We start from the raw sequence: 26,590 nt of genomic DNA, 5'->3' as shown, positions 1-26,590 counted from the left end.
GGCAAGATTTCCAGACTTCATGCGCTGATGGCGCGCGTTTCACGGCTCACGGCCTTGACCGGATCGCGCAGCACATAGCCGCGCCCCCAGACCGTCTCGATGTAGTTGTCGCCGCCCGTTGCCTCGGCCAGTTTCTTGCGAAGCTTGCAGATGAACACGTCGATGATTTTCAACTCGGGCTCATCCATGCCGCCATAGAGGTGGTTGAGGAACATCTCTTTGGTCAGTGTGGTGCCTTTTCGCAGGCTCAACAGTTCAAGCATCTGGTATTCTTTACCCGTCAGATGCACCGCGCCACCGTCCACGTCGACGGTTTTGGCGTCGAGATTGACAGAGATAAGCCCGGTATTGATGACCGATTGCGCGTGACCCTGGCTTCGCCGGATGATCGCGTGAATGCGGGCCACCAATTCATCACGGTGAAACGGCTTGGTCATATAGTCGTCAGCACCCGATCCAAACCCTTTGAGTTTGATATCGGTGCTGTCTTCACCCGTGAGGATCAGTATCGGCGTATTGATTCGCGCCAAACGGATCTGGCGCAGCACTTCAAGCCCCGCCATGTCCGGAAGATTGAGATCCAACAGAATCAGATCATAATCGTACAATTTGCCCAATTCGACGGCCTCCTGGCCGAGATCTGTGCAATAAACGTTGAAATTCGCATGCGACAGCATCAGTTCAATGCTGCGAGAGGTGGTTGGATCGTCTTCGACGAGTAGGACGCGCATAGCTGAAACTCCGCATTAACCTTGGTATGTGCCAACACTGGACAACAATCGTTAATGCCCGGTTACCGCGATGACCATTTAAACACACTACCGTTAAAGTTGTCTATATCTTTGCAAGGCTGTGACTTTCAAGGCATCAACCCCGTGCGTGGAAACCGCACGTTCCCAGGATTCAAACTCTTCTTCGCTCAAACCGTAGCGCTCCAGCGCGTCGGCGCGGGCGATCAACCCGAACTCTACCGCGCGCACGACAACCGCTTTGCGGCTGGCAACCCAGCGCCTTGTGCTGGCCGGAGGCATGTCTGCCCGTGACAAAACCGTGCCATCCGGCAGCGTCACGGCGCGCGGCCCGTCAATTCGTTTCAGAAACATAGTGTCGCCCTTTCCTTCATCCCGAGGCAGAGGGTGACAAGACAGCCTTAAAGACAGGTTGAAGCATCGGCGCGGCAGGGGTTGAGAGTGTCTCGCATTTTCCTATATTTCGCGCTAACTGCTGTTTTCCACCGGAACCAAGGGGACACTCATGGCGCGCGAACTGGGCGTGAACTCGCTAGGCTTTGCCAAATCCCCCGCGGACACGCGGGTTGTCGTTGCCATGTCGGGCGGCGTTGACAGCTCGGTGGTGGCCGCCGAGTTGAAAACGCAGGGCTATGACGTGATCGGCGTGACCTTGCAGTTGTACGATCACGGGGCCGCGCTGGCCAAGGCGGGTGCCTGTTGTGCCGGGCGCGATATCCATGACGCGCGGCGCGTGGCCGAAACCCTGGGCTTTCCGCATTATGTTCTGGACTATGAAAACGCCTTCAAGGAGGCGGTGATCGACGATTTCGCCGATGCTTATCTGGCCGGCGCCACCCCCGTGCCCTGCATTCGCTGCAACGAGCGCGTGAAATTCAAGGACCTGCTGGAAACCGCCCGCGACCTCGAGGCCGATTGCATGGCCACCGGGCATTACATCCAGCGCGCCGAGGGCGCGCATGGTGCCGAATTGCACATGGCGGCGGATGAGGCGCGCGATCAGTCGTATTTCCTGTTCTCGACCAAGCCCGATCAACTGGCATATCTGCGCTTTCCGCTGGGGCATCTGACCTCCAAGGCCGAGACGCGCGCCTTGGCGCAGAAATATGGCCTCGCGGTGGCCGACAAACCCGACAGCCAGGATATCTGCTTTGTGCCGAACGGCAATTACGCGGCGGTGATCGAGAAATTGCGCCCCGGCGCAGCGGACCCCGGCGATATTGTTGACACGAATGGCACGGTTCTGGGCACGCATCATGGCGTGATCCACTATACGATCGGCCAACGGCGCGGGTTGGGCATCGGCGGCCTGGCGGACCCGCTTTATGTGGTCAAGCTCGATCCGGAAAAGCGCCAGGTCGTCGTCGGCCCGAAAGAGGCGCTCTCGACCAAGATCGTCCCGGTGCGCGAAATCAACTGGCTGGGCGACGCGCCGTTTGACAGTCAGGCCGAATGGCCGATGCGGGTGCGCATTCGCTCGACCAAGCCCCCGGCCGAGGCGATCTTGCGCCCCACCGGCCCGACGACGGCGGATGTCGAATTGCTGACCGCCGAGGAGGGCGTCAGCCCCGGTCAGGCCTGTGTATTCTACGCACCCGAAGGAAGCCGGGTGTATGGCGGCGGCTGGATCTGGCGCGGGTATTGACGCGCCACCCACCGCAGCCGCACCGTGGCCGCACCGTGGCCGCACCGTGGCCGCACCGTGGCCGCGCGAAAAACGCCACGCGTGATCGTTCTCTCTGAATATGTCGCGAGGCGCACACGGACTGATTTCCCTTGCGTCGATCCTGCGGTATTGTCGATGATGAAAGGCCACGACGCGAGGGGGGAAGCGGTGACGATAACAAAACAGTGCGCGGTCAACATCACCGGCTCCGGCACGAAACCCATCGTCTTTCTGCATGGTTACGGCTGCGACAGCAGCATGTGGAGCAAAGTGTCCCCCGCCTTCGAGGCGGATTTTCAAGTCATCACCTATGACCTGATGGGATACGGAAAATCGGCGATAGAGCACTATTGCCCCGACCGCTATGGGTCGCTGAACGGCTATGCCGATGACCTGATCGCAATCCTCGAAGAGCTGCGGCTGCAGGATGTGATCGTGGTCGGCCATTCGGTCAGCGCCATGATCATCGGGCTGGCCGCCAAGCGCCGCCCCGATCTGATTGCGCGGCTTGCCATGGTCTGCCCCTCGCCCAGTTACCGCAACGATGGCGATTATGCTGGCGGCTTTGATCTGGCCGATCTGCACGGTTTGCTGGATATTCTTGACGTGAATTATCTGGGCTGGGCGCGCGATATGGCGCCGCAGATCATGGGGGTGCCAGCGCAACCCGCACTTGGCGATGCATTGACCGAAAGCTTTTGCCGCACCCACCCGGATATCGCCAAGACATTCGCCCGCGTGACCTTCTTGTATGACCACCGCGAAGACGTGAAAGCGATCACCCAGCCGACCTTGATGCTGCAATGCCAGGACGACGTTCTGGTGCCGCCGTCGGTCTGGACGTGGCTGACGGACAACATGCAAAACGCCGAGCTTGTGGTTCTGGACTGCACCGGCCATTGCCCACACATGAGCTATCCGAAGGAAACCACACAGGCGCTGATGGATTTCCTGCGCCCGCAGGCCGCCGCATGAGTGGCGCGCCCGGCCTTGCGGCAGACGCCGACCTGTGGCCCTGCGGGCTGGCGGTGCTGGACGGCGTCCGCCGGATTCAACAGGTCAATGCGACATTGCGGGACTGGCTGGGGCTGGAAAACGACGCGCCCGAGACGCTGCGCTTTGTCGACATTCTGTCGCGCGCGGGTCGGATCTATTTTGAGACCCACCTGCGCCCGCTGTTGCTGATGGAGGGCCAGTTCCAGGAGATTTCCATGGATCTGGAACGCCGCGACGGCACGCGGTTTGGCGTGTTCCTGAACGGCCGCGCCACCTTTGTGGACGGGCAGATGGTCAGCGCCCACATCTGCCTCTTTCAAAACCAGCAGCGCCACGCCTTCGAGCTGGAGCTCGTCGCCAGGCGGCGCGAAAGCGACGAATACAAAAGCCTCGTGCGATCCTCGCCCTATGCCATCGTCTCGGTGAATTCCGACCGCCAGATCCTCGCCTGGAACCCGGCGGCGGAACGGCTGTTTGGCTTCACCGAAGCCGAGGCCCTTGGTGAACGGTTCGATCAGCTTGTGATCCCGCCCGAAGACGTCGACAGCGTGCCCGGCGATCTGCGCCGCGTGGCGGCGGGCGAGATAATCCGGAGCGAAGCCGAACGCCTGCACAAAACCGGCACCCGGCTTCAGGTCGAGCGCAGCATCGCGGCGGTCCATGATAAATCACAAGGCTATTCGGGTTTTGTGGTCGTCTATAGCGATATCAGCGCGCGCAAGGCAACCGAGGCGCAGATCCAGACCTTGCTGCGCGAGATCAACCACCGCTCCAAGAACCTGCTCTCGGTGGTGCAGGTGATCGCGCAGCAAACCGGGCGTCTGTATCAGGGCGACGAATTCCTTGCGGGTTTCAACAAACGTCTGGCCAGCCTGAGCTCGAATCAGGATGTGCTGATCCGCAGTCGTGGCAAAGACATCGACCTGGAGACCCTCGCCCGCGCTCAGGTTGCGCATTTGCTCGACCCGAATGACGCCCAGATCAGCCTCGGCGGCCCCCCTGTCCAGTTGCAGGAATCGGTGTCACAGGCGATCGGGATGGCCTTTTTTGAACTGGCCACCAACGCCGCCAAATATGGCGCGCTGTCGCAGGATTGCGGCAAGGTCACCCTGACCTGGCAGATCACACATGGCCCCGACCCGGCGCTGGAAATCTCCTGGCTTGAAACCGACGGGCCGCCGGTTGCCCCGCCCCGGCGCGAGGGGTTTGGCTATCAGGTCACCGGCCCGATCCTTGAAGGCACGACCTCGGGCGAAACCCGGCATGACTATGCCCCGGACGGGTTTCGCTGGACCTTGCGCGCGCCGCTGGATCAGGTGACACCGTAAGGGGCGACGCCCCAACCTGCCGCCCTCAACGGATCTTCAGCGTCGCCAGCCCGATCAGCGCCAGCACCAGCGAGATGATCCAGAACCGGATCACGATCTGCGGCTCCGCCCAGCCCTTTTTCTCGAAATGATGGTGAATCGGGGCCATCAGAAACACCCGTTTCCCGGTGCGTTTGAAATAGACCACCTGGATGATCACGCTCAGCGCCTCGACGACAAACAAGCCGCCGACAATCGCCAAAACGATCTCGTGCTTGGTCACAACGGCGATTGCGCCCAGCGCGCCGCCCAGCGCCAGTGACCCGGTGTCGCCCATGAACACCGCCGCAGGTGGCGCGTTGTACCACAGGAACCCCAGACCACCGCCGGCCAGCGCCGCGGTGAAGATCAGCAATTCTCCGGCGCCGGGGACATAGTGAACCTCTAGATAGGCGGTGAAATCGACCCGCCCCACCGCATAGGCAATCACCCCCAGCGTGCCCGACGCGATCATCACCGGCATGATCGCCAGCCCGTCCAACCCGTCGGTCAGGTTCACCGCATTCGCCGAGCCGACGATCACGATCATCGCAAAGGGGATGAACAACCAGCTTAAATTCAGCAGGTATTCCTTGAAAATCGGGAAGGCCAACCGGCCTGAAAGCTCCTCGGGGTGCAAATACATCGCCGCGACCGCAGCCACCAGCGCAATCGCAAACCCCAGGCCCAGCCGGACCCGCCCGGAAACCCCCTTGTGATTGGATTTCGAGACCTTGGCATAGTCATCGGCAAACCCGATCGCGCCAAAGCCCCAGGTGACGCCCAGGACGATCCAGACATAGCCATTGTCCAACCGCGCCCACATCAAGGTCGAAAAGGTCAGCGCCGACAGGATCAGCAGCCCGCCCATCGTCGGCGTGCCTTTTTTCGTCAACAGATGCGATTCCGGCCCATCCTCGCGGATCGGCTGGCCCTTGCCCTGACGACGGCGCAGGAAATTGATCAGCGGTTTGCCAAACAGGAAGCCGAACACCAGCGCCGTGAAAAACGCGGCTCCGGCCCGCACGGTGATGTAGCGAAACAGGTTGAAGGCGCTGATCGATTCGGAAAATTCAGTCAGCCAATACAACATCCGCTACTCTCCATTTGGATCATCAGGCAAAGGGTGGCCCAAATGGCGCAGAGCGTCGACCACGCGCGACACATAACTGCCTTTCGACCCCTTCACCAGCACAACGTCGCCCGGCCGCACCAACCCATGAGCTTTTGCGCCCAGTTCATCGGCCGTTTCAACGTATTTTCCCTGCATCCGGGGCGGCAAAACATCATAAAGCGCGCGCATACGCGGCCCGACGCAATGCACCAGCGTCACCGAGGCCAGCGCCGGATGCGCCGCAATCCCCCGGTGCAGCGCCACTTCATCAGGGCCAAGCTCCAGCATATCGCCCAGAATGGCGATGCGGCGGCCTTTCGCGCCGGGCGTGGTCGCTGCCAGCACATCAATGGCGGCGCTCATCGAGGCCGGGTTGGCGTTGAACGCATCGTCAATCAGCGTCAGCCGCTCATCCGTCGCCGGGTCCAGCAACACGGTTTCGCGCCGCCCGCGCCCCGAGGGCGGGCGCCAACGGCCCAAAGCCTGCGCCGCCAGGGCCAGATCCAGATCCAGCGCCTGCGCCACGGCAAGGCAACCCAGCGCGTTCATGCCAAAATGTGCGCCCGCATCGGCCAGACGCATCAGATAGGTCGCCGCACCGCATTGCGCCTCAACCACCAAGGCCGAGGGCGTGACCCGCATGGATTTCAGCCGCAGATCGCCCGCTGTACCGAAACTCAGCGCCTTTGGTCCCGCCGCCTTGGCGAGAATCGCGCTGGTCGGCAGATCGGCGTTGTAAACCGCCGTGCCGCCCGGCTCCAAGCCGCTGAAAATCGCGGCTTTCTCATGGGCGATGGCGTCGATATCGGCAAACGCCTCCAGATGCGCGGGGGCAACGGTGGTGATCATCGCCACATGCGGGCGCGTCAGGGCGGCCAGCGGCGCGATCTCGCCGGGGTGGTTCATGCCGATCTCGATCACGGCGAAATCGGCGTCCTGCGGCAGTCGCGCCAAGGTGATCGGCACGCCCCAATGGTTGTTGAAACTCGCCTCGGCGGCGTGCACCGAGCCGAAGGCGTCGAACATGTCGCGCAGCATCTCCTTGGTCGAGGTCTTGCCCACCGAGCCGGTGACGCCGATCACCCGCGCCTTGCTCCGCGCACGCCCCGCCGCACCCAGATCGACAAGCCCCTGCAACACATCCTTGACCACCAGACACGGCCCGGTCACACCCTGAGGGACATGATCGACCAGCGCCGCCGCCGCACCCTTGGCAAAGGCCTGCGCCACGAAATCATGCCCGTCGCGCGCCGCCTTCAGCGCCACAAACAGGTCGCCGGGCTGCAAGCTGCGGGTGTCGATCGACAGGCCAGCGGCGTTGAACGGCGCGGTCACCTGCCCGCCGGTCGCCGCGGCCGCGTCGCCATGGCTCCACAAGACGCTCATCTCACAGCCTTCCGTCCAGCGCCGCCACGGCCACGCTGGCTTGCTCAAGGTCATCAAACGGATAGACCGTCCCGGCGATGGTTTGACCGGTCTCGTGGCCCTTGCCGGCGATCAACAACGCGTCGCCCGGTTCCAGCGCATCCACCCCGCGCAGGATCGCCTCGGCACGGTCACCGACTTCGGTGGCCTCGGGGCAGGCTTTCAATATTTCTGCACGAATAACGGCTGGAACCTCGGATCTCGGGTTGTCGTCTGTCACAAAAACAACATCCGCGTTTTCCGCCGCGGCTTTGCCCATCAGCGGCCGCTTGGTTTTGTCACGGTCGCCCCCGGCCCCCAGAACGACGATCAGCCGCCCCATCACATGCGGCCGCAGGGCTTGCAGCGCGGTCTCGACAGCCGCCGGCGTATGCGCGTAATCCACAAAGACCGGCGCGCCATTGTCCCGGGTGGCGGCCAGTTGCATCCGGCCTTTGACCCCCTGCAACCGCTCCATCGCCGCAACGGCATCGGCGGCGTCCGCCCCGGTCGCCACCACCAGCCCCAGCGCGACCAGCGCATTCCAGGCCTGAAACCCGCCGACCAGCGGCAGGTGGACATGATGCGCTTGCCCCTTGAGCGCAAAGCGCAACTCTTGCCCCTGCGCCGAATAGCGTTGCGCCAGTATGCGCAGGTCGCAATCGCTGCGCTGGCCCACGCGGATCACCCGCTGCGAGACCATGCCCGCCAGCCGCGCGCCCCATTCGTCATCGGTGTTGATCACCGCCACGCCATCCTCGGGCAGAAGCCGTTGAAAAAGCCCGGCCTTGGCCTGAAAATACGCCTCCATCGAGGCATGATAATCGAGGTGATCCTGCGACAGATTGGTGAACCCGGCGGCCTGCAAGCGCACCCCCTCGAGGCGGCGCTGATCCAACCCGTGCGAGCTGGCCTCCATCGCGGCATGGGTCACGCCCTCGGCGGCGGCCTCGGCCAGCAGGGCCTGCAACGTCACGGAATCGGGCGTCGTGTGCGACAGTGGTGTCTCCCAGGCGCCCTCGACGCCGGTGGTGCCGATATTGATCGCCGCGTGACCCAGCGAGGTCCACAATTGCCGCGTGAAACTGGCGACCGAGGTTTTGCCATTCGTCCCCGTCACCGCCACCATCGTTTCCGGCTGCGCGCCAAACCACAGCGCCGCCGCCATGGCCAGGGCCTCACGCGCATCCTCGGCCACGATCAACGCCGCCTCTGGATGGCGGGCCAGGGCCTCGGCGGCGATTTTGGCGCCTTCGCGGTCGGTCAGAATGGCGCTCGCGCCCATGCGCAAGGCTGGATCGACGAATTCCGCGCCGTGCATCAGGCTGCCGGGCAGCGCCGCGAACAGACTGCCGGGCTTGACCTGCCGACTGTCCAGCACAATGGCGGATATCCGCGTCTGCGCACGGCCATTTTGCGCCGTCAGACCCAGTTCACCCAAGATTTTGCTGTTTGCCATACCGTTTCCCCCGACACTGCGCTGCGTGTGGCCTAGCGCAGCACGAAGGCCGCTTCAATCTCTGCTGCGGATTCGGGGCGAATTCCCATCATCGGCGCAATCCGGCGCACCATTTCGGCGGCAACCGGAACCACGGTCCAACCCGCCGTCCGGCGCGCCTCGGTGCCCGAGGTTTCGGTCGGCTCGTCCATCGTCACGATGATCACATAGCGCGGGTCGGTCATCGGAAACGCCCCGGCAAAGGTCGCGACCACCCGATCCTCGTAGTAGCCGCCCTGCGGGTTTGGCTTGTCGGCGGTGCCGGTCTTGCCGCCCACCGCATAGCCCTCGACCTCGCCCATCGAGGCCGTGCCGCGCGTCACGACCGCCCGCATCAACGCCCGCATCGTGTCCGAGGTCTCCTCCGAGATCAGACGCTCGCCCGGGATGCTGTCCGGGCGGCGCATGATGGTCGGCACCACGCGCAACCCGCCGTTCACCAACGACGCATACCCCGCCGCCAGATGCACCGGGCTGATCGCCAACCCATGCCCGTAACTGATTGTCATGGCAGACAATTCTGTCCAGCGGGTGGGGAATTGCGGGATCACCCGCGCGACCTCGGAAAGCTCGAGCGACAAGGGTTCCAGAAAGCCGAACCGTTGCAGGAAGTTGCGCTGGCGCTCGGGGCCAATCATCTGCGCCAGGCGCGCCGTGCCTATATTGGACGAGCGCACAAAGACATCCGTGACCGACATGCGCGCGCCATAGTCGTGGAAATCGCGGATGCTGAACCCGGCAATGCGCATGGGGCCGCGCGTGTCGACCATGGTGGGCGGTGTGACAAGACCAAGATCCAGCGCCTGCGCCACGGCAAAGGCTTTCATCACCGAACCCAATTCATACACGCCTTGCACCGCGTGGTTGAACAGCGGATGATCGGCGGGGTCGCCCTCGAGCGGCGGGGCTGGCCGATCATTGGGATCGAAGTCCGGCAAGGATGCCATCGCGACGATCTCGCCGGTGTTTGCATCCATGATGATGGTCGATCCGGCGCGCGCATTCAGCATGGTGATGCCGCTGTTCAGCACCTCCTCGACCACGCCTTGCACCCCCAGATCGAGCGACAGCGACAGCGGGATATCCGCCAGATCCGGGTCGCGCAGCCGCGTATTCATCCGGTGTTCGACGCCCGCCGTGCCGATGATCTCGGCCGCGGTCACGCCCTGCTGACCGTAGCCCGCGCCGCCCAGAATATGCGACGCCAGACGACCATTGGGATAAAGCCGCATCTCGCGCGGGCCCAGCAGCAGGCCGGGTTCGCCGATATCATGCACCGCCTGCGCCTGTTCGGGCGACAAACGGGTGCGAATCCAGACAAAGCGCCGGTTCGGGTCTGTCAGGCTCGCGCGCAGGCGATCCTCCTCAAGATCCGGGAAAATCTGCGCCAATTGCTGCGCCGCGCGCACGCCATCCACCATGTACCGCGTCTCGGCATAGAGCGAATTGGTCACCAGATTGGTCGCCAGGATCCGGCCGTTGCGGTCCACAATATCGGCGCGGGCATCGGCGATCTGCTCGCCTTGATAAGGCTCGCTTTCGACCACGGGGGCGCCGCCAGCAGCCCCATGCGGGCGCCGATCACGGCATAACCGGCAAAGAAAACCACCGCCAGAAACAGCAACCGCCACTCGGCGCGCCGACGGCCAGCATCGCGGGCCTGTTCGGTGCGCAGCCGGATGTTTTCGCGCTCGATCAATTGCGGGTTTTCGCCCTGCACGCGCGCTTCCAGAATGCGGGCCAACGGCCGTAGGGGGATGCGGATCACAGGTCGCCCTCCGTTCTCGCAAGAAGCATGGGGTAGGCAATTTCGTCAATCCGGCCAAACTGCGCACCGGTCAGCGGCACCAGGCCCAGACGCATGGCGTTCATATCGACCAGCGCCCGAAGCCGTTCGGGGCGGTTCAAATAGGCCCATTCCGCGTGCTGCACACCCAGCGCCTCGTTCAGATTGTGAATTTCGCGGCGCAACTCCCGTACCGATTTCATCGCCCGTTGCGTGCGGTCATTCTGGTCATAGGCCCAGATCGCCAGCCCGATCACCGCGAAAGCCGAAAGGACGTAGAACACCCCGCGCATCACCGCTCTCCCATCATGGCAAGTTTGGGCAATCCGACCGCCGTGCGATCCACCGGACCGGCGGGCGCATCGGTTCGCCGCGCAATCCGCAGCAGCGCCGACCGCGCGCGAGGATTGGCCGCGCATTCCGCGTCATCCGCCGCAATCGCCTTGCGGGTGATCAGCGTGAACCGGTCGGCCTCTTGCTCGATCTGTGGCGCATGACGGCTTCCCTGCCCCGCACGCCCCGCACGCAACTGCATGAAACGTTTTACAATTCTGTCTTCCAACGAATGGAAGCTGACAACCACCAACAATCCGCCGGGCTTCAGCGCGCGCTCGGCGGCCTCCAACCCGTCGATCAATTCGTGGAACTCGGTGTTCACCGCAATGCGCAGCGCCTGAAAGCTGCGCGTCGCCGGGTGGCTCTGGCCGGGTTTGGCGCGGGGCAGGCACGAGGTCACCAGATCGGTCAGCCGCAGCGTGGTCTCGATCGGCGCCTCGGCACGGGCCGCGACAATCGCCCGCGCGATACGCCGCGAGGCCCGTTCCTCGCCGTAATGATACAGGATATCCGCCAACTCGCTTTCCGTGGCCGAGTTCACCAGATCCGCCGCCGACGGGCCATCCTGGCTCATGCGCATGTCCAGCGGGCCGTCCTTGGCAAAGGAAAAGCCGCGATCGGCCTGATCCAACTGCATTGACGACACGCCCAGATCCAGCACCACGCCGTCCAGCAAGTCGTCGGAATAGGCATCAAGCTGCGAGAAATTGCCCTGCACCAGCGTCAGCCGGTCGCCAAAGACCGCCCCCCAATCCGCCGCCATGCTCAGCGCCAAAGGGTCGCGATCCACGCCGATCACCCGGGCCGCGCCGGCATCCAGAAATCCGCGCGTATAGCCACCGGCCCCCAGCGTGCCATCCAGCCAGACCCCCTCGACCGGCGCGACCGCCCTGAGAATGGTGTCCAGAAGGACCGGGATATGAGGGGCGTCGGGTGACTCAGGGGGCATGGGCCTTTCCGTCACTCTGCGGGCAAATCAGGCAGCAGCGACGAGGGGTCGAAATCCTCATCCTGCGCATCAAGCCAGGCGTCAACCTTGGCCATTTCGGTTTCTTCATAGGTCGACGGCTTCCAGATCTGGAAATGGTCGCCCGAGGCAATGAAGAACGCCTTGTCCTCGAGGTCCAGCTTCTTGCGCAGCTTTTGCGGCAAGACGATGCGGCCATCCTCGACAATCTGGGCCGGCATGGAGTGGCCGTGATAGAGCCGCTCCAACATCCGCCGCTCGATCGAGCCTTTTTTCATGCGATCGATGCGACGATCGATTTCCTCGATGGCCTCGATGGTGTAGCATTCAAGATGATTTCGTTTTTCGGAGCCGTACACAATGACCAGTTCCGGGCGCAGACCCTCGGTCCATTCGGGATCGCAGGCCTCGATCACACGGCGAAACAGGGCGGGTACGGATACCCTGCCCTTGCTGTCTACCGTCTGTTCGCTTTCGCCGCGAAATCTGCGCGCCACTGCTCTGCGCCTTTATGCTATGCGACCACGGAGGGTTTCTGAACCGGGCCGCCCTGAAATAGGAAACGGCGGTTTAGACTGCTGCCACTGTCTAAACCGCCGCCCTTCTGTCCCATCGCTGGGTCGTCCAACTGCACAGATCACCATGGGGGGGGGGATGTGGTGCTGCTCTCCTGCGCGTCGGATCTCTTACGTCGGTATCGCGGGTTGCCTGTATGAAGCTGCCTTCAGTTTGTTTTTGTTGTTCCGCTCTTCCGTGACTCAGTAATGGCATGGGAATTCATGGCACACAATGTCCTTTCGTGGGATCGCGCGTCTTTTTCACCGGCGCCAGGGGTCGATTCTCGTCAAAATCCTGCGTTTGACGGCGCTTATTTACTAAATCTTGCGTCCAAATGCCTGACATTCCACTAGATAGCGCGGATTGGTCTTGGGCCGAGATTTCCCGGAGTTTTGGCGCACTCACCGGATTCTGTGGTCATCCCGCAACACGCAACTGTTATCTCGGCGCGAATCGGAGTTATCCACAAGAAAGATTCCACCGTAATCCGACAGTGCCCATGCATTCCCAAACTCGGGCCAGGATTTCCCGGCGGGCCCATGAATTCCCAGACGCCGCCCATCGCAACCCGTGCCGAAACGCAAAACACCGGGGGCAAGCCGCCCCCGGTGTCTGTTTCCTGCCCGTCCCGTGGTATCGGTGCCGTTGACGCCCGTTCAGGCCAATGTCTTGATCAAATGCCGGGCCATGACCCGATACGCCGCCCCCGCCGGGCTATCCGTCGCCGCGACCGGAACCCCGCCGTCGCCCGACAGGCGCACCTCGACATCCAGCGGCAGCGAGCCGAGGAATGGCAGACCCTGCTTTTCGGCCTCCCGCTGCACGCCGCCATCGCCAAAGATATGCGCCTCATGGCCGCATTTGGGGCAGATATAGGTCGACATATTCTCGATCAGGCCCAGAACCGGCGTTTTCAGCGTCGCAAACGCCGCCAGCGCCTTGCGCGCATCCAGCATCGCCACATCCTGCGGCGTCGAGACGACAATCGCGCCCGTCAGATCGAATTTCTGGCACAGCGTCAGTTGAACATCGCCCGTGCCCGGCGGCATATCGACGATCAGCACATCCAGTTCACCCCAGGCGACTTGCGTCATCAACTGTTGCAACGCGCCCATCAGCATCGGGCCGCGCCAGATCACCGCTTCGTCGTCGGGCATCATCAAGCCCAGCGAGATCATGCGAATGCCATGCGCTTCAGGCGGGATGATGGTCTTGCCATCGGGCGATGAGGGCCGTTTGCTGACCCCCATCATGCGCCCCTGGCTCGGGCCATAGATATCGGCATCGACCAAGCCCACACGCCAGCCTTCGCGCGCCAGTGCCACCGCCAGATTGGCCGAAACCGTGGATTTGCCGACCCCGCCCTTGCCCGACCCTACCGCGATGATGCGCTGCACTCCGGGCACTTTCGACGGTCCGGGCTTTGGGTGGCCGCCGATTTTCAGCGACGGTGCCTCGCCGGTCGGCGCCGCAGGTTTTGCCGCTTTGGCGGCGGGTCCATGCGCGGTCATTGCCGCACTCACCCGCTCCACGCCCGGCAAGGCCTTGACCGCGGCCTCGGCCGCCTCGCGCACCGACGCCATGGCCTTCGCCGCGTCGGGGGATTCGGCCTCGATCACAAACCGCACATTGCCATGATCAACCACCAGCGCGCGGATCATGTCCTTGCTGACCAGGGTTCCGCCCTGTGGCACCGCGATTGTTGCCAAGGCCGCCAGAATTTCCTCGCGGGTTGGCCCAGAGGTCGGGGGTGGGGTCGAAGACATCGTCGGTTTCTCCTGAACTGTCGCTGTGCTGCACCTAACCTGTTCAGGTTCGCGCTGTAAACAAGGCCTGCCGGTGCGAATATGAGCCCGAAACGCCCGTCGATTGCAGCCACCCAACGCCCTGCCACGGAAGCCCCGTCGTCGAAGCTCCTGAAAACCCAGAAAAGTTGACGCTACGTCGCCATGCTTGCGCTGCATAGCAGCATTGCCACTGTCAGGTATTGTGCAAGTGCAGCATTTGGTCCATCTATGTGTCACGGGGACGGAAAGACACAAACCCCGCTGGCTGATGAAGAAAGAGAGAACACCATGGCTTACGCTTCCGCAACATCGCACGGCGTTTCAGGCTTCTTTGGACAAATCATTGCCGCAGCATCGTCGTTGCGCACCGCATGGAATCGGTCGCGGGTCTACACGCAGACCTGCCGCGAGTTGGCAGCCCTGAGCAGCCACGAATTGGCCGACATCGGCATCAATCGCAACATGATTTCGCGGATCGCTTACGAAGCCGCCTATGGTCGTGACGACCTGTAAGAATTCCGGGCCCCTGGGCTCGTGACCAGATCGACGGCCCTCTCCTCCCTTGGGCTGATCGTGAACGGAACTGCCGCTCTTCTCCTCCCGGCGGTCGTTCCACATCGTTGCTGCGGCTCGCTCCTCCCTTGAGCCGACACCAACTCCGGCGCGGTTGCCTCTCCTCCTCCCTGGCAACCGCGCCCCGAATTCGGGGCCTACAGCCCCAACCAGGACGCGGGTGTCCGGTCTTGCCGCCAAGGCACCCCGTGTTGGTGCGGCAATCCTCACAGGTTGCCGCATCCCGAAATTGCAGGTGTTTTGGCACCTCACCAGGACGCGATGATCGGTCCTCCCCCGATCTCGCCGATAGCGCGACTGCCGATCTCTCCCCGGCGGTCGCGCCTTTTTATTGGGTCTGGTCGCGATCGTTCAGAACGGCACGTCATCCATACCATCGGCCGGCAGCACGAACCGCGCCACAATGTGCTTTTCGCCCGCCTGATCAAACGCCACCGCCAGTTTATCCCCATCGACCGCCACCACGGTGCCGGTGCCGAATTTCTGGTGGAACACCCGCTCGCCGGCGGAAAAATGCGTCTCGGATTGCGCGGCTGCGCGTTTCGGCGTTGTCGAGATGGTATCGCGGCTGCGCGATTGCATCCGTTTCCAGCCCGGCGCGTTGTAAACATCCGCCTTGGCCGCGCGGCTTTCCAGCGAGTCCTCGTCCAACGCGGCCTCGGACACCGGTTTGCGTGCCATGCCCGCCGCGCCGAACCCGCCGCCATAAAGGCCCGGCGGCGTCAGCACATCGACATGCTCGGGCGGCAATTCATCAATGAAGCGGCTCGGCAACTGGTTTTGCCACTGCCCGAACACCCGCCGATTGGCGGCAAACGAGATCACGCACAACTCCTCGGCGCGGGTGATGCCGACATAAGCCAGCCGCCGCTCCTCCTCGAGGCCCTTGACCCCCTGTTCGTCCAGACTGCGTTGACTGGGGAACAGCCCGTCCTCCCAGCCCGGCAGGAATACCACCGGAAACTCCAACCCCTTGGCCGCGTGCAGCGTCATGATGGTGACTTTTTCCGTCGTGTCCTCGGTCGCATTGTCCATGATCAGTGCGACATGCTCCAGAAACCCTTGCAGGTTGTCGAAATTCTCCAGCGCCTTGATCAATTCCTTGAGGTTCTCCAGCCGCCCCTCGGCCTCGGGCGTCTTTTGCGCCTGCCACATGGCGGTGTAGCCCGAGTCGTCCAGCATCCGTTCGGCCAGCGCGATATGATCCTGACCGGCTTTGACCGCATCGTGCCAGCGCGCCATATCCTCGATGAACGCCCGCAGCGCCGACGCACCGCGCCCACCCAACAGCCCGTCGCGCAGCACAATCGCCGCGCCTTGCAACAGCGACGCGTCGTTTTCGCGCGCGCAGCGTTGAATGGTCTGCACCGCTTTGTCGCCCAGCCCGCGCTTGGGGTTGTTCACCACCCGCTCGAACGCCAGATCGTCGGTCGGCGTCACCGCCAGCCGGAAATAGGCCATCGCATCGCGGATCTCCAGGCGTTCATAGAACCGCGGGCCGCCGATCACCCGATAGGGCAAGCCGATGGTCAGAAACCGATCCTCGAACGCGCGCATCTGATGGCTGGCGCGCACCAGAATCGCCATGCCATTGGACGACTGCGGCGCCATGCCGCGCGCGCCGCGCTCCAGCGCCTCGATCTCATCGCCGATCCAGCGCGCCTCGTCCTCACCGTCCCAGTGGCCGATCAGACGCAGCTTTTCGCCCTCGGTCAACTCGGTCCACAGGGTCTTGCCCAGCCGCCCCTGATTGCCCGCGATCACCCCCGAGGCCGCCGCCAGAATATGCGGCGTCGAGCGGTAATTCTGCTCCAGCTTGATGACCTTGGCCCCGGGAAAATCGCGCTCGAACCGCAGGATATTGCCCACCTCGGCGCCGCGCCAACCATAGATCGACTGATCATCATCACCGACGCAGCAAATATTTGAATGGCGCTGCGCCAAAAGCCGCAGCAGCAGATATTGCGCGACGTTGGTATCTTGATACTCGTCCACCAGGATAAAGCGCAGCCAGCGTTGATATTGCGCCAGCACATCCGGGTTTTGCTGAAAAATCGTGACCACATGCAGCAAGAGATCGCCGAAATCGCAGGCGTTCAGCGTGCGCAACCGGTCCTGATACGCCGCATAAAGCTCGGTCCCGCGGTTGCTGAATGCGCCGACCTCGGAGGCGGGCACCGCCTCGGGCCGCCAGGCGCGGTTTTTCCAGCCGTCGATCAACCCGGCCAAGGCGCGCGCGGGCCAGCGTTTTTCATCAATATTCTGGGCGCGGATCAGCTGCTTGAGCAACCGCAACTGATCATCCGTGTCGAGAATGGAAAAGTTCGACTTCAGCCCCACCAATTCCGCATGACGGCGCAGAAGCTTGACCCCGATCGAATGGAAGGTGCCCAGCCATTTCATGCCCTCGACCGTATCGCCCATCTGCTGGCCGATCCGGTATTTCATCTCGCGCGCGGCCTTGTTGGTAAAGGTCACCGCCAGGATTTCATGAGGACGCGCGGTGCCCGTGGCGATCAAATGCGCGATTCGTGCGGTCAGCGCGCGGGTCTTGCCGGTGCCAGCCCCCGCCAGCATCAAGACCGGCCCCTCCAACGCCTCGACAGCGTCGCGTTGCGCGGCGTTCAATCCGTCGAGATAGCGCCCCTGCGTCTGTGACACGGCCCCCGCCATGGCCAGTTGCGACAAGCTTGGGCCCGAATTCTGATCGCTCATGCCGTTGTTCCCCACTTGTTCCTGTCATGCCCGTCTTGAGCCGCGCGCGCAAGCCTTGACTGTTGCCCCGCTCTACCGTCTCCGCGCCAGATATTCACGGGTAAAGGCGACATATCCGTCAGACGTGACCTGCAAATGATCGCGGATCAGGCCGTGCAAGCGGGGCAGATTGTGGAACGGCACGTTCGGGAAAACATGGTGTTCAACGTGATACGGCATGTTCCACGCCAGGAACCGAACCAGCGCCGTGGTGAAAGTCGTTCTGGTATTGGCAAACATATCAACGACATGCGGGCAATCGCCATGCTCAGCCAGCAAATAAAGCCGCAGCAGCGGTTGCCCCATGAGCACCGGCACGATCCAGACCCAGAGCAGGACATCCGACCACCACAGCGACAGCCCGGCGGCGGCATAGAGCAGCACCATGCCCCGCGCCTCGCGGGTCACCTTGGCGCGCGCGCGCTGCGGCACATAAGTGTCGTGCTCACGGCCAAACGCCAGGCGAAACACCGTTCTGATCGACGCACCCCACAGCGGCAGGCCCGACACATGCCACGCCCAGTGCGCACGGGTTTGCGGCTTGGGCCCCGCCAATTCCGGGTCCTGCCCTTCAAGATTGGTGAATCGGTGATGCGCCAGATGGAAATAGCGAAACCACAGGAACGGGTTGATCAGCACAAATCCGCAGACCTGCCCCACCCGGTCGCACAGGTCATCCGAAGCAAATGGCGTGCGGTGCGTGCACTCATGCTCCAGCGTGAACAAGAACACCAGCAGCGCGCCCTGCACCGGCAGCAACAGCCACCAGCCCGGAACCCCGGAGGCAATCAGCCCCCCGGTCAGCACAATCGCGCCAGCGTGCCCTGCCAGATGCCACAGCCCGCGCGCGGCAGAGCGCGCGATCAGCGATGCCCGCGTCTCGGCGGGAAGGGTGGACAGAAACTCGACATGCGTCACGGCGCGAGCGCGGTTTGCATTGCCTGCCCGGGTCACGCCGCGTCGCGCAAGGCGAGGGGCAGGAACGGGTGAATTTCGACCGTGTCCCCCCGGAAGATGCAGAACGATCCCTGTGGAATGGCCTCCCATCCGTCTTCGTCGGCCTCCAGAGGCTCAGATACAACCGCGCGCCCGCCCCGGCTTTCGGACCAACGGTGCCACAGCGATGGTGCCACATCATCGCTGGCGGCGCGCACCGCATAAAGCGTCTCGCCGTCGGTAAACGCCGCCGTCAACCGCAGATGCGGCGCGGCGCCCTTGGCCAGACTGAGCGACACCAGCCGTGTCACCGCGCGCTCCAACGCGCCTTGCGGATCGCTGTCCAACCCCTCGGCCAACGCCACCAGAAACAAGGCCTCGCTGTCGGTCGCGCCCTTGCGATGGGGGTACAGGGCTTCGGGGATCAGCATATCCGCGTCCCGGCGAAACGTCTCATAGCCGCCGATCTGGCCGTTGTGCATGAAAGTCCAGCGCCCGACGACAAACGGGTGGCAGTTGTTGCGACTGGTCGCGGTGCCGGTCGAGGCCCGCACATGCGCCAGAAACAGGCCAGAGCGCACCTGCGCCGTCAGGGCCCGCAGATTGGGGTCCGACCAGGCCGGATAGATATCGCGATACAGCCCCGGCTCAGGCCGCTCGCCATACCAGGCAATGCCAAACCCGTCGGCGTTGATCGCGCTGGCGCATTGCGTGGCGCAATGGCTTTGCCGGATCAGCGAATGGCCCGGGCGGCTGACGATATCCTCAAGAAAAATCGGTTCCCCGATATAGGCTGCCCAACGGCACATTCAGTGTCCCCGTTTTTCAGATCGCACGCGACGCCGGTGGTTGACCCGGCTCACGTCAGTTTCCGGTCAAAAAGATAACAGGACATGAAGAAGGGCCGCAAATCGCCCGCCAAACGCAAAGCGTGCGCGCGCAAGATACGCGTCCTGTGATCAATCATCCGTCCCTCGATGGTCTTGTGCGCGGCAATCTACACCAATTTTCGGAAAATCGGGTCAAAAAAACGTGCCGACCTGGGCCCTACCCCTCACAAATCCGCGTCATCCAGCAATTCGACAACCACCAGGTCGCGCACCGAGGCCCCGCGCGCATGATCCAGTGCCGCCTGATAGTCAGGCGAGTGATAACACGCCTCACCCGCCTCCAGCGACGGAAACACCGCCACCACATGCCGCGGCCGGTCGGCGCCTTCCAGCGTTACATAGCGCGCACCGCGGGCGATGAATTTGCCGCCATTTTTCGCAATCGCCGCCGTCGCCAGCGCGGCATAGCGCCCGTAGGCTTCGGGGTCCGTGACCTCGACATGGGCAATCCACAGAGCTTTTGGCATTTTTATCCTCCGACTACGGCCTCGGCCGCTGTGATGGCCGCATCCGCCGCCGAAATATCCACGCCGCCGCCCTGCGCCAGGTCCGGGCGACCGCCGCCGCCCTTGCCACCCAGCGCCGCAACCGCCGCGCGCAGCACATCAACCGCCGACAGCCGCGCCACCAGATCCGCCGTGACCCCCGCCGCAACCGCCGGTTTCGCGCCCGTGTCGGCGATCAACAAGACCACGCCGGACCCGAGCTTTTCCTTCAGCGCGTCCACCATTGCCGGCAGATCCTTGCCGGAAACGCCTGTCAGCACCTGCGAAATCATCTTCACGCCCTGGATATCGCGCGCCTCGACGCCCGCCCCGGCGCTCCCGCCCATCGCCAGATCGCGCTTGAGCTGCGCCACCTCATTCACCAAGGCGCGGCGCTCCTCGGAGAGCGATTTGACCCGCTCGACAACCTCGGCAATCGGCGATTTCAGAACCGTCGCCACCTCAACGAGACGCGCATCTTGCAGCCGCAAATGCGCCAGCGCGGCCTCGCCGGTCAGCGCCTCGATGCGGCGCACGCCCGATGAGGACGCGGAATCGCCCAGCAGGACAAAGGCGCCGATATCCCCGGTGCGCATCACATGCGTGCCACCGCACAATTCCAGTGAATAGGTGTTGGCGTCGCTGCCCTTGCCCGACCCGGCCAGCGTGCCCATCGACACGACCCGCACCTCATCGCCATATTTCTCGCCGAACAACGCCTGCGCCCCGATGGCGCGCGCATCATCGGGCGTCATGATCCGGGTTTGCACCGGCGCGTTCTGGCGGATGAAGGCGTTGACCTCGGCCTCGACCGTCGCCAATTCCCCGGCCTCGACGCCCTTTGGATGGCTGAAATCAAAGCGCAACCGATCCGGCGCATTCAACGATCCGCGCTGCGCGACATGATCGCCAAGGCACCGCCGCAGCGCTTCGTGCAGCAGGTGCGTGGCCGAGTGGTTGGCGCGGATTGCCCGGCGGCGATCATGCGCCACCTCCAGCTTGACCGCCATGCCCGGTTTCAGCGCCGCCCCCGTCGCCGTCGCCAGATGCACGAACACGCCGTTCATCTTCTTGGTGTCCCGCACCACCGCTTCGCCGCCGTCCCAGCGCACATAGCCCGTGTCGCCGACCTGACCGCCCGATTCCGCATAAAACGGTGTCTGGTTGACAACGATCTGCACCTCGCCCGTTGCCTCTGGAACAACCTTCCCATCGACCACCAGCGCCAGAACCTGCGCCTCGGCGGTTTCGGTGTCGTAGCCCAGGAATTCGGTGCCGCCGTGCTTGTCGGCCAGCTCGAACCAGACCGCCAGATTGGCCGCCTCGCCCGAGCCAGACCACGAGGCCCGCGCCTTGGCTTTTTGCTCGGCCATCGCCGCCTCGAAACCCGCCGTGTCGACCGCGCGTCCCATTTCGCGCAGCGCATCCTGCGTCAGATCCAGCGGGAAACCAAAGGTATCATAGAGCCGGAACGCCGCGTCGCCCGGCAGGGTCGCGCCTTCGGGCAGCTTCGTCAACTCGGTGTCGAGCAGCTTCAACCCGCGATCCAGCGTCTGACGGAACCGCGATTCCTCCAGCTTCAGCGTCTCGGTGATCAGCGATTCCGCCTGTTTCAGCTCGGTGTAATGGCCGCCCATCGACCGCACCAGCGCCGGCACCAACCGATACATCACCGGATCCTGCGCGCCCAGCATATGCGCGTGCCGCATGGCCCGGCGCATGATCCGGCGCAGCACATAGCCGCGCCCCTCGTTCGACGGCATCACCCCGTCGGCGATAAGGAACGAGGTCGAGCGCAGGTGATCCGCGATCACCCGGTGGTGCATCTTGCCCGGCCCGTCGGGGTCGCCATCGGTGGTATTGGCCGAGGCCTCGATCAGGCCGCGCATCAGATCGGTGTCGTAATTGTCGTGCTTGCCCTGCAACAGCGCGCCGATCCGCTCCAGCCCCATGCCGGTGTCGATCGACTGGTTCGGCAGGTCGATCAGGCGGCCATCGTCCAACTGTTCATTTTGCATGAACACGAGGTTCCAGATTTCGATGAACCGGTCGCCATCCTCATCCTTGGAACCCGGAGGGCCGCCCCAGATCTTGTCGCCGTGGTCAAAAAAGATCTCGGTGCAGGGGCCACAAGGCCCGGTCGGCCCCATGCGCCAGAAATTGTCATCGGTCGGGATGCGAATGATCCGGTCATCCGTCAGCCCGGCGACTTTCTTCCACATTTGCGCCGCTTCATCGTCGGTGTGATAGACCGTCACCAGCAGGCGTTCCTTGGGGATGTCGAATTCCCGGGTCAGAAGTTCCCAGGCAAAGGGGATCGCGTCGGATTTGAAATAATCGCCAAAGCTGAAATTTCCCAGCATTTCAAAGAATGTATGATGGCGCGCGGTGTAGCCCACGTTGTCCAGGTCGTTGTGTTTGCCGCCCGCGCGCACGCATTTCTGCGAGGTTGTCGCGCGCGTATAGTCGCGGTGCTCCAGCCCGGTGAACACGTTCTTGAACTGCACCATGCCCGAGTTGGTGAACATCAATGTCGGGTCATTGCGCGGCACCAGGGGCGAGCTGTCAACGACAGCGTGGCCCTGACCGCGAAAATACTCAAGAAACGTTGAACGGATATCGTTTAGGCTGGCCATGGGCTTTGTCTTTCCTGAAGCGCTTTCGGCCCCAGCCAATCTGTCGTGGGGCAGTCGGGGCGGGTTTTATCCGCTCGACGGGGGCCTGTCCACAGGACACGCGTCGCGCCGCGTTCAGATCGCGCCGATCTTGGTCACCAGATCGCCATTGCGCAACGCGCCATCCCGCTCGATGCTGCACAAGACGCCGCGCAGGCGCAGTTTCGGATGGCCCGGAGCCGTGACCCAGTCCTTGGCCGCCGCACCATAGCGCGCTTTCCACTTCACGCAGGCCTCGTTGAACACATCCGACACCCGCAACACGACCTCGCCGACCTGCAACACCTGCCCGACCGGCAGGTTTTCCTCGGACAGATCCATATCGGCAATAAAGGTATCGCCGGGGTGCAAAACCGTCTCACGATCACGCCATACCAAGTCCAGCACCCGCTTTTGCAGGATCGAGATCTGGATCCCGGGATGGCCCGACCCATCCGCCAATCGCAGCCAGGGGCTGGTTTCCCACCGCTCGCCCGGGATGCCCTGCGCGCGGGTCACGCGCAACCGGTCCACGAAGGCGCGCTGGTTATACGCCGGGCGATGGCACAGCATCTCGATGGCCGCCCCGGATTTGGGGGCGGCCAGGATATGCGGGATCGCCGCCATGAGTTCTGTGGCTGTCGCCTGAGTCACCGCGGCCTCACTCGTCAAGCACCTCGGTGCTGTCCTCATGCGACATCTGAAAATCCAACCCGTTTGCCGCGCGGATCTTGTCTTCGATCTCCAGCGCCGTTGACGGATTGCTTTTCAGATAGATCTTTGCGTTTTCGCGCCCCTGACCGATCCGTTCATCGCCATAGGAATACCACGACCCCGACTTTTCGACCACGCCAGCCTTGACCCCGATATCCAGCAATTCGCCGGTTTTCGAGATACCCTCGCCATACATGATATCGAATTCGACCTGCTTGAACGGCGGTGCAACCTTGTTTTTCACGACTTTGACGCGGGTTGCGTTGCCGACGATTTCATCGCGATCCTTGACCGATCCAATGCGGCGAATGTCCAGGCGCACGGAGGAATAGAATTTCAACGCGTTGCCGCCGGTGGTGGTCTCGGGCGAGCCGAACATCACGCCGATCTTCATGCGGATCTGGTTGATGAAGATCACCATGGTGTTCGAGCGGCTGATCGAGCCGGTGAGTTTGCGCATCGCCTGACTCATCAGGCGGGCATGTACCCCCATGCTCGAATCACCCATGTCGCCTTCGAGTTCCGATTTCGGCGTCAGCGCCGCGACCGAATCGACCACCACAAGGCTGACCGCGCCCGACCGCACCAGCGTATCGACAATTTCCAACCCCTGTTCGCCGGTATCCGGCTGGCTGATCAACAGCTCATCCAGATTGACGCCCAATTTCTTGGCATATTGCGGATCCAGCGCGTGCTCGGCATCGACAAAGGCGCAGATACCGCCTTTTTTCTGTTCTTCTGCAATGACATGCAGTGTCAACGTGGTCTTGCCGGAACTCTCTGGACCATAGATTTCGATGATCCGCCCCTTGGGCAAGCCGCCGATCCCCAGGGCGATATCCAGGCCCAGCGAACCGGTGGACGTGGCCTCGATCTCGGGGAACGGATTGTCGCCCCCCAGGCGCATGATGGAGCCCTTGCCGAACTGACGTTCGATCTGGGCAAGCGCGGAATCAAGCGCCTTTTGTTTGTCGGCGGTACGTTTGTCGGTCATATCGAGAAGGCTCGCAGTTGCCATGGGTTGACCTCTTATTTCATAGCCCCACCGGGGCAGCAATGCATGGTTTGTTCCTGAAGTGTTCCACTCTTTATGGGGACAAAGCAGGAACAATTCAAGCGAAGTTTTCACCACCGCATCTTTTCGCACAATTGGTTAAGAAACCCTTGATGCCGGATCGCCAAATCTCGGCGCCCCATTGCGCCAAACCCGGGGCCGAACGGCCCGCATCAACCCCTAGTTTTGCGCAAAGGTCTGGCCATTCCACACCCAGAGACCATCGCAGAACCCGTCGGCGCAGATGAACGGCGTGCCGGATAAATGCAAGCCCCAGCGCCCGTCTGCCGCCTGCCCCGCGTTCACGTCGAGGCCCAGAAACGAAAAGGGGCGCGCATAGTTCCGACTGGACAGGAACACCTCGATCGAGCAATTGGCCGCGCCGCAAAAGCCGCGCCTGTTGTCGGGTTGGCAATAAACGCCGGTATAATGAATCACATAATCCGACACGCCGTCGCCATCAAAATCCTGCGCATGACGCAAGGCGGAGTCCTCGATGCGCGCCGCGCCGCCGCACATCTCGCGAACATACTGCGGGATCACCGGTGGCAATGTGGCAATGGAATGCGCCGCGACCGGGGCCGTGTTGAACCGTGGAATAACCGGAGAGGCCGATCCCGGCAGTGGCATCGGCCGAACACCTTGCGGCAACGCGCCAAGACCGGGCGGAGTCGGCACCGCACCCACCGGCAGGAAAAACCGCGGAATCCCGGCACTCGGCGTATTTGGTTGCGGCGAAACGGGGGCCTCGACCACGGGCGGCGTTCGGTTCAACGCCGCCGGAATCCGGTGCCCCATCTCGGCCCAGCGGTCTACACAGAAACGCATCGCCGGTTGAAGCGCCGCGCCAAGGCCGGCAACAGGAAACCTGTGAACAACACCTTGAGGCGTCACCAGTTCCAGCGATGTTGCACCATAAAGCGCCTGCACAAGGTCATGCGTCATGGGCAGACTGACCGCCGTTCCCTGCAACTCGTTCAGGTCGAACCCGGGCAAGACGAAGCCGGTATTTCCAACGCGCAGAACGACGTTGTGCTGCTGATACGGTGGCGCCCACACGAACAGGCTGTCGAGGAAACCGATATACATCTCGAATGGATCGGACCGGTGGCTTTCGTGGCTTCCGGTTTGTATCAGGGGCAATCCCTGCGCGGAGGGTGCAGTACAGGCAAAGGACAAGGCATGGTCCGACAGCGATGCAGCGCCAAAAACCAGCGATCCGTTGTCGCTGGTGCGGCTCTGCCACATTTGCGCCAAGGCCCCCTGCCCGGTCACACTGGCAACCGCCGCGATCAGCGCGAAAACACGGTGCCGCGCCGCCTTTGCCAAGCCTTGCGTTCCCACCATCACACCCCCCTATGGCTCTCGACTGCGGCGCTTAGCACCGGCCAGGATTTCCACGTTGTGCCGTAGTTGATCCGCACCCGCTGCGGCAGCCCTGCCTGATCCAGCCAGACCCAGCCGCGCTGCGCAACCCCGTGCATGGTGAAATCTCCGCGCTCGGGCGGGCGATCCAGCGCGACATGCCACACACCTTTATGGGATTTGACGCGGCCAAAGGTGCCAAACCCGGTCACCCCGTCGCCCGCCTCATAGAAAAACGTCACCTGCGCCCGCAGGCCCTGTTTTCGGCCCACCTCTGGGTCGCGCAGATTGCGCCACAGGAAAAAGCCCGCGATGGCCGTGACCGGGGCGGCATAACCCAAACGCTCGCCCGCAATCAGCCCGCCAAGGGTGATGATGACGCCAACCGCCGTGACAAAGGCCAATACAAATCTCATCTCAAAACCACGCCTGTCAAAACCACGCCTGTCAAATTTGGCCCGCCAGCCAAGGCCACTGCGCAGCCCAGCCCGATGCTGCTGCCCGCCCCGGTCATCAGGGCCGTTTTGCCATCAAGCCGAAACGACAGGGTCTGCGGCAGGTCTATCAAGTGCTCCGTCATCGCGTAAATCCATGGCCTGATTTCGACGCCCACGCAAACAGACGCGCGCGGCAGGGTGCAGCATGGCACGGGTTCGCGGCCCGCCGCTACCCGTCGCGTGACGGTGCTCTCAGGGGCCGCCCCGCATGATGCGCGATTTGTCGCGGGTTTGCGGGCGGGTTCGGCGGTTGCATTCTCGGACGTGGTTTCATCCGCCCGGGGCGATGGCCCAAAGCCGTGGGAAATCCCTAAGCGCTGGTTAACGCCGCAAGTCAACCTATTGATTTTCCTCACTGTCAAACCTGTCCCCCCGTGGGACAAAAGCCGTCCCCCGCGGGAAATCGGACCCGAGAGGCCCTCAGCCCCCGCCAATCGAGGCGATTTTCCGCCCACATCAAA

22 protein-coding genes and 1 pseudogene are annotated in these 26,590 nt (G+C 63.0%); 4 read left to right on the top strand and 19 right to left on the bottom strand.

The features are described from left to right. Positions 1–17 precede the first annotated feature (17 nt). A complete protein-coding gene (ctrA, locus tag VDQ28_RS12810; protein WP_323036305.1) occupies positions 18–731 on the bottom strand; it encodes a response regulator transcription factor CtrA in 714 nt (237 codons plus the stop codon). 93 nt (positions 732–824) lie between these two features. Beyond that, positions 825–1,103, bottom strand: coding sequence for a DUF1153 domain-containing protein (locus VDQ28_RS12805; protein ID WP_323036304.1), 279 nt, complete (start codon positions 1,101–1,103; stop codon positions 825–827). Between the two features lie 151 nt (positions 1,104–1,254). Here VDQ28_RS12805 and mnmA point away from each other — a divergent pair, with 151 nt between their 5' ends. From mnmA to VDQ28_RS12790, 3 genes are all read left to right on the top strand, one after another. Beyond that, positions 1,255–2,394, top strand: coding sequence for a tRNA 2-thiouridine(34) synthase MnmA (mnmA, locus tag VDQ28_RS12800; RefSeq protein ID WP_323036303.1), 1,140 nt, complete (start codon positions 1,255–1,257; stop codon positions 2,392–2,394). Between the two features lie 189 nt (positions 2,395–2,583). Beyond that, positions 2,584–3,390, top strand: coding sequence for an alpha/beta hydrolase (locus VDQ28_RS12795; protein WP_323036302.1), 807 nt, complete (start codon positions 2,584–2,586; stop codon positions 3,388–3,390). Continuing rightward, positions 3,387–4,739 (top strand): PAS domain S-box protein, encoded by a 1,353-nt coding sequence (locus VDQ28_RS12790; protein WP_323036301.1) that lies wholly within the window; start codon positions 3,387–3,389, stop codon positions 4,737–4,739. The genes VDQ28_RS12795 and VDQ28_RS12790 overlap by 4 nt, the downstream gene beginning before the upstream one ends. 25 nt (positions 4,740–4,764) lie before the next feature. Here VDQ28_RS12790 and mraY read toward each other — a convergent pair whose 3' ends face one another. The 8 genes and pseudogenes from mraY to VDQ28_RS12750 form a co-directional block, all read right to left on the bottom strand. After that, positions 4,765–5,850, bottom strand: coding sequence for a phospho-N-acetylmuramoyl-pentapeptide-transferase (gene mraY / locus VDQ28_RS12785; RefSeq protein ID WP_323036300.1), 1,086 nt, complete (start codon positions 5,848–5,850; stop codon positions 4,765–4,767). A 3-nt stretch (positions 5,851–5,853) separates the two neighbouring features. Continuing rightward, complete coding sequence (locus VDQ28_RS12780) at positions 5,854–7,257, bottom strand: UDP-N-acetylmuramoyl-tripeptide--D-alanyl-D-alanine ligase (protein ID WP_323036299.1); 1,404 nt, start codon at positions 7,255–7,257, stop codon at positions 5,854–5,856. Position 7,258: 1 nt separating this feature from the next. After that, complete coding sequence (locus VDQ28_RS12775; RefSeq protein ID WP_323036298.1) at positions 7,259–8,734, bottom strand: UDP-N-acetylmuramoyl-L-alanyl-D-glutamate--2,6-diaminopimelate ligase; 1,476 nt, start codon at positions 8,732–8,734, stop codon at positions 7,259–7,261. A 32-nt stretch (positions 8,735–8,766) separates the two neighbouring features. After that, a pseudogene (locus VDQ28_RS12770) lies at positions 8,767–10,541 on the bottom strand (peptidoglycan D,D-transpeptidase FtsI family protein). Then, complete coding sequence (gene ftsL, locus VDQ28_RS12765) at positions 10,538–10,852, bottom strand: cell division protein FtsL (protein WP_323036297.1); 315 nt, start codon at positions 10,850–10,852, stop codon at positions 10,538–10,540. Before ftsL ends, VDQ28_RS12770 begins: the two are co-directional and overlap by 4 nt. Next, entirely contained in the window at positions 10,852–11,844 is a 993-nt protein-coding gene (gene rsmH / locus VDQ28_RS12760) for a 16S rRNA (cytosine(1402)-N(4))-methyltransferase RsmH (RefSeq protein WP_323036296.1), read from the bottom strand. Before rsmH ends, ftsL begins: the two co-directional genes overlap by 1 nt. Before the next feature lie 11 nt (positions 11,845–11,855). Beyond that, a complete protein-coding gene (gene mraZ, locus VDQ28_RS12755; protein ID WP_323036295.1) occupies positions 11,856–12,359 on the bottom strand; it encodes a division/cell wall cluster transcriptional repressor MraZ in 504 nt (167 codons plus the stop codon). A gap of 717 nt (positions 12,360–13,076) precedes the next feature. Then, entirely contained in the window at positions 13,077–14,186 is a 1,110-nt protein-coding gene (locus VDQ28_RS12750) for an Mrp/NBP35 family ATP-binding protein (RefSeq protein WP_323036294.1), read from the bottom strand. 309 nt (positions 14,187–14,495) lie between these two features. On the opposite strand from VDQ28_RS12750, the gene VDQ28_RS12745 reads away from it, so the two are divergent. Then, a complete protein-coding gene (locus tag VDQ28_RS12745) occupies positions 14,496–14,720 on the top strand; it encodes a DUF1127 domain-containing protein (protein ID WP_323036293.1) in 225 nt (74 codons plus the stop codon). Positions 14,721–15,131: 411 nt separating this feature from the next. Here VDQ28_RS12745 and VDQ28_RS12740 read toward each other — a convergent pair whose 3' ends face one another. The 9 genes from VDQ28_RS12740 to VDQ28_RS12700 form a co-directional block, all read right to left on the bottom strand. After that, entirely contained in the window at positions 15,132–17,495 is a 2,364-nt protein-coding gene (locus tag VDQ28_RS12740; RefSeq protein WP_416349377.1) for an ATP-dependent helicase, read from the bottom strand. A gap of 72 nt (positions 17,496–17,567) precedes the next feature. Continuing rightward, positions 17,568–18,488: a fatty acid desaturase gene (locus VDQ28_RS12735; RefSeq protein WP_323036292.1), complete on the bottom strand. Its 921-nt coding sequence runs from the start codon at positions 18,486–18,488 to the stop codon at positions 17,568–17,570. Then, a complete protein-coding gene (locus VDQ28_RS12730) occupies positions 18,485–19,279 on the bottom strand; it encodes a class II glutamine amidotransferase (protein WP_323036291.1) in 795 nt (264 codons plus the stop codon). Before VDQ28_RS12730 ends, VDQ28_RS12735 begins: the two co-directional genes overlap by 4 nt. Before the next feature lie 245 nt (positions 19,280–19,524). After that, positions 19,525–19,827, bottom strand: coding sequence for a DUF1330 domain-containing protein (locus VDQ28_RS12725; protein WP_323036290.1), 303 nt, complete (start codon positions 19,825–19,827; stop codon positions 19,525–19,527). Positions 19,828–19,829: 2 nt separating this feature from the next. Beyond that, positions 19,830–22,481 carry an alanine--tRNA ligase gene (gene alaS, locus VDQ28_RS12720; RefSeq protein ID WP_323036289.1) on the bottom strand — a complete coding sequence of 884 codons (2,652 nt, stop codon included), beginning with the start codon at positions 22,479–22,481 and terminating at the stop codon, positions 19,830–19,832. Between the two features lie 114 nt (positions 22,482–22,595). Further along, complete coding sequence (locus VDQ28_RS12715; protein ID WP_416349376.1) at positions 22,596–23,171, bottom strand: hypothetical protein; 576 nt, start codon at positions 23,169–23,171, stop codon at positions 22,596–22,598. Next, entirely contained in the window at positions 23,161–24,231 is a 1,071-nt protein-coding gene (recA, locus tag VDQ28_RS12710; protein WP_323036288.1) for a recombinase RecA, read from the bottom strand. Before recA ends, VDQ28_RS12715 begins: the two co-directional genes overlap by 11 nt. Before the next feature lie 216 nt (positions 24,232–24,447). Continuing rightward, positions 24,448–25,614, bottom strand: coding sequence for a hypothetical protein (locus VDQ28_RS12705; protein WP_323036287.1), 1,167 nt, complete (start codon positions 25,612–25,614; stop codon positions 24,448–24,450). Further along, positions 25,614–26,048 carry a hypothetical protein gene (locus VDQ28_RS12700; protein ID WP_323036286.1) on the bottom strand — a complete coding sequence of 145 codons (435 nt, stop codon included), beginning with the start codon at positions 26,046–26,048 and terminating at the stop codon, positions 25,614–25,616. Before VDQ28_RS12700 ends, VDQ28_RS12705 begins: the two co-directional genes overlap by 1 nt. Positions 26,049–26,590 lie beyond the last annotated feature (542 nt).

This window comes from Pararhodobacter sp. (genome assembly GCF_034676545.1).
Classification (GTDB): domain Bacteria; phylum Pseudomonadota; class Alphaproteobacteria; order Rhodobacterales; family Rhodobacteraceae; genus Pararhodobacter.
Note: the sequence above shows the minus strand (reverse complement) of the source record. Positions and strands in the feature narration are given on the sequence as shown.

Bases quoted from the DNA above. Each gene is read 5' to 3' on its own strand.
- ctrA (WP_323036305.1), bottom strand. From the start codon at position 731: ATGCGCGTCCTACTCGTCGAAGACGATCCAACCACCTCTCGCAGCATT.
- VDQ28_RS12805 (WP_323036304.1), bottom strand. From the start codon at position 1,103: ATGTTTCTGAAACGAATTGACGGGCCGCGCGCCGTGACGCTGCCGGAT.
- mnmA (WP_323036303.1), top strand. From the start codon at position 1,255: ATGGCGCGCGAACTGGGCGTGAACTCGCTAGGCTTTGCCAAATCCCCC.
- VDQ28_RS12790 (WP_323036301.1), top strand. From the start codon at position 3,387: ATGAGTGGCGCGCCCGGCCTTGCGGCAGACGCCGACCTGTGGCCCTGC.
- mraY (WP_323036300.1), bottom strand. From the start codon at position 5,850: ATGTTGTATTGGCTGACTGAATTTTCCGAATCGATCAGCGCCTTCAAC.
- VDQ28_RS12780 (WP_323036299.1), bottom strand. From the start codon at position 7,257: ATGAGCGTCTTGTGGAGCCATGGCGACGCGGCCGCGGCGACCGGCGGG.
- VDQ28_RS12775 (WP_323036298.1), bottom strand. From the start codon at position 8,734: ATGGCAAACAGCAAAATCTTGGGTGAACTGGGTCTGACGGCGCAAAAT.
- ftsL (WP_323036297.1), bottom strand. From the start codon at position 10,852: ATGCGCGGGGTGTTCTACGTCCTTTCGGCTTTCGCGGTGATCGGGCTG.
- rsmH (WP_323036296.1), bottom strand. From the start codon at position 11,844: ATGCCCCCTGAGTCACCCGACGCCCCTCATATCCCGGTCCTTCTGGAC.
- VDQ28_RS12750 (WP_323036294.1), bottom strand. From the start codon at position 14,186: ATGTCTTCGACCCCACCCCCGACCTCTGGGCCAACCCGCGAGGAAATT.
- VDQ28_RS12745 (WP_323036293.1), top strand. From the start codon at position 14,496: ATGGCTTACGCTTCCGCAACATCGCACGGCGTTTCAGGCTTCTTTGGA.
- VDQ28_RS12740 (WP_416349377.1), bottom strand. From the start codon at position 17,495: ATGAGCGATCAGAATTCGGGCCCAAGCTTGTCGCAACTGGCCATGGCG.
- VDQ28_RS12730 (WP_323036291.1), bottom strand. From the start codon at position 19,279: ATGTGCCGTTGGGCAGCCTATATCGGGGAACCGATTTTTCTTGAGGAT.
- VDQ28_RS12725 (WP_323036290.1), bottom strand. From the start codon at position 19,827: ATGCCAAAAGCTCTGTGGATTGCCCATGTCGAGGTCACGGACCCCGAA.
- alaS (WP_323036289.1), bottom strand. From the start codon at position 22,481: ATGGCCAGCCTAAACGATATCCGTTCAACGTTTCTTGAGTATTTTCGC.
- recA (WP_323036288.1), bottom strand. From the start codon at position 24,231: ATGGCAACTGCGAGCCTTCTCGATATGACCGACAAACGTACCGCCGAC.
- VDQ28_RS12705 (WP_323036287.1), bottom strand. From the start codon at position 25,614: ATGGTGGGAACGCAAGGCTTGGCAAAGGCGGCGCGGCACCGTGTTTTC.
- VDQ28_RS12700 (WP_323036286.1), bottom strand. From the start codon at position 26,048: ATGAGATTTGTATTGGCCTTTGTCACGGCGGTTGGCGTCATCATCACC.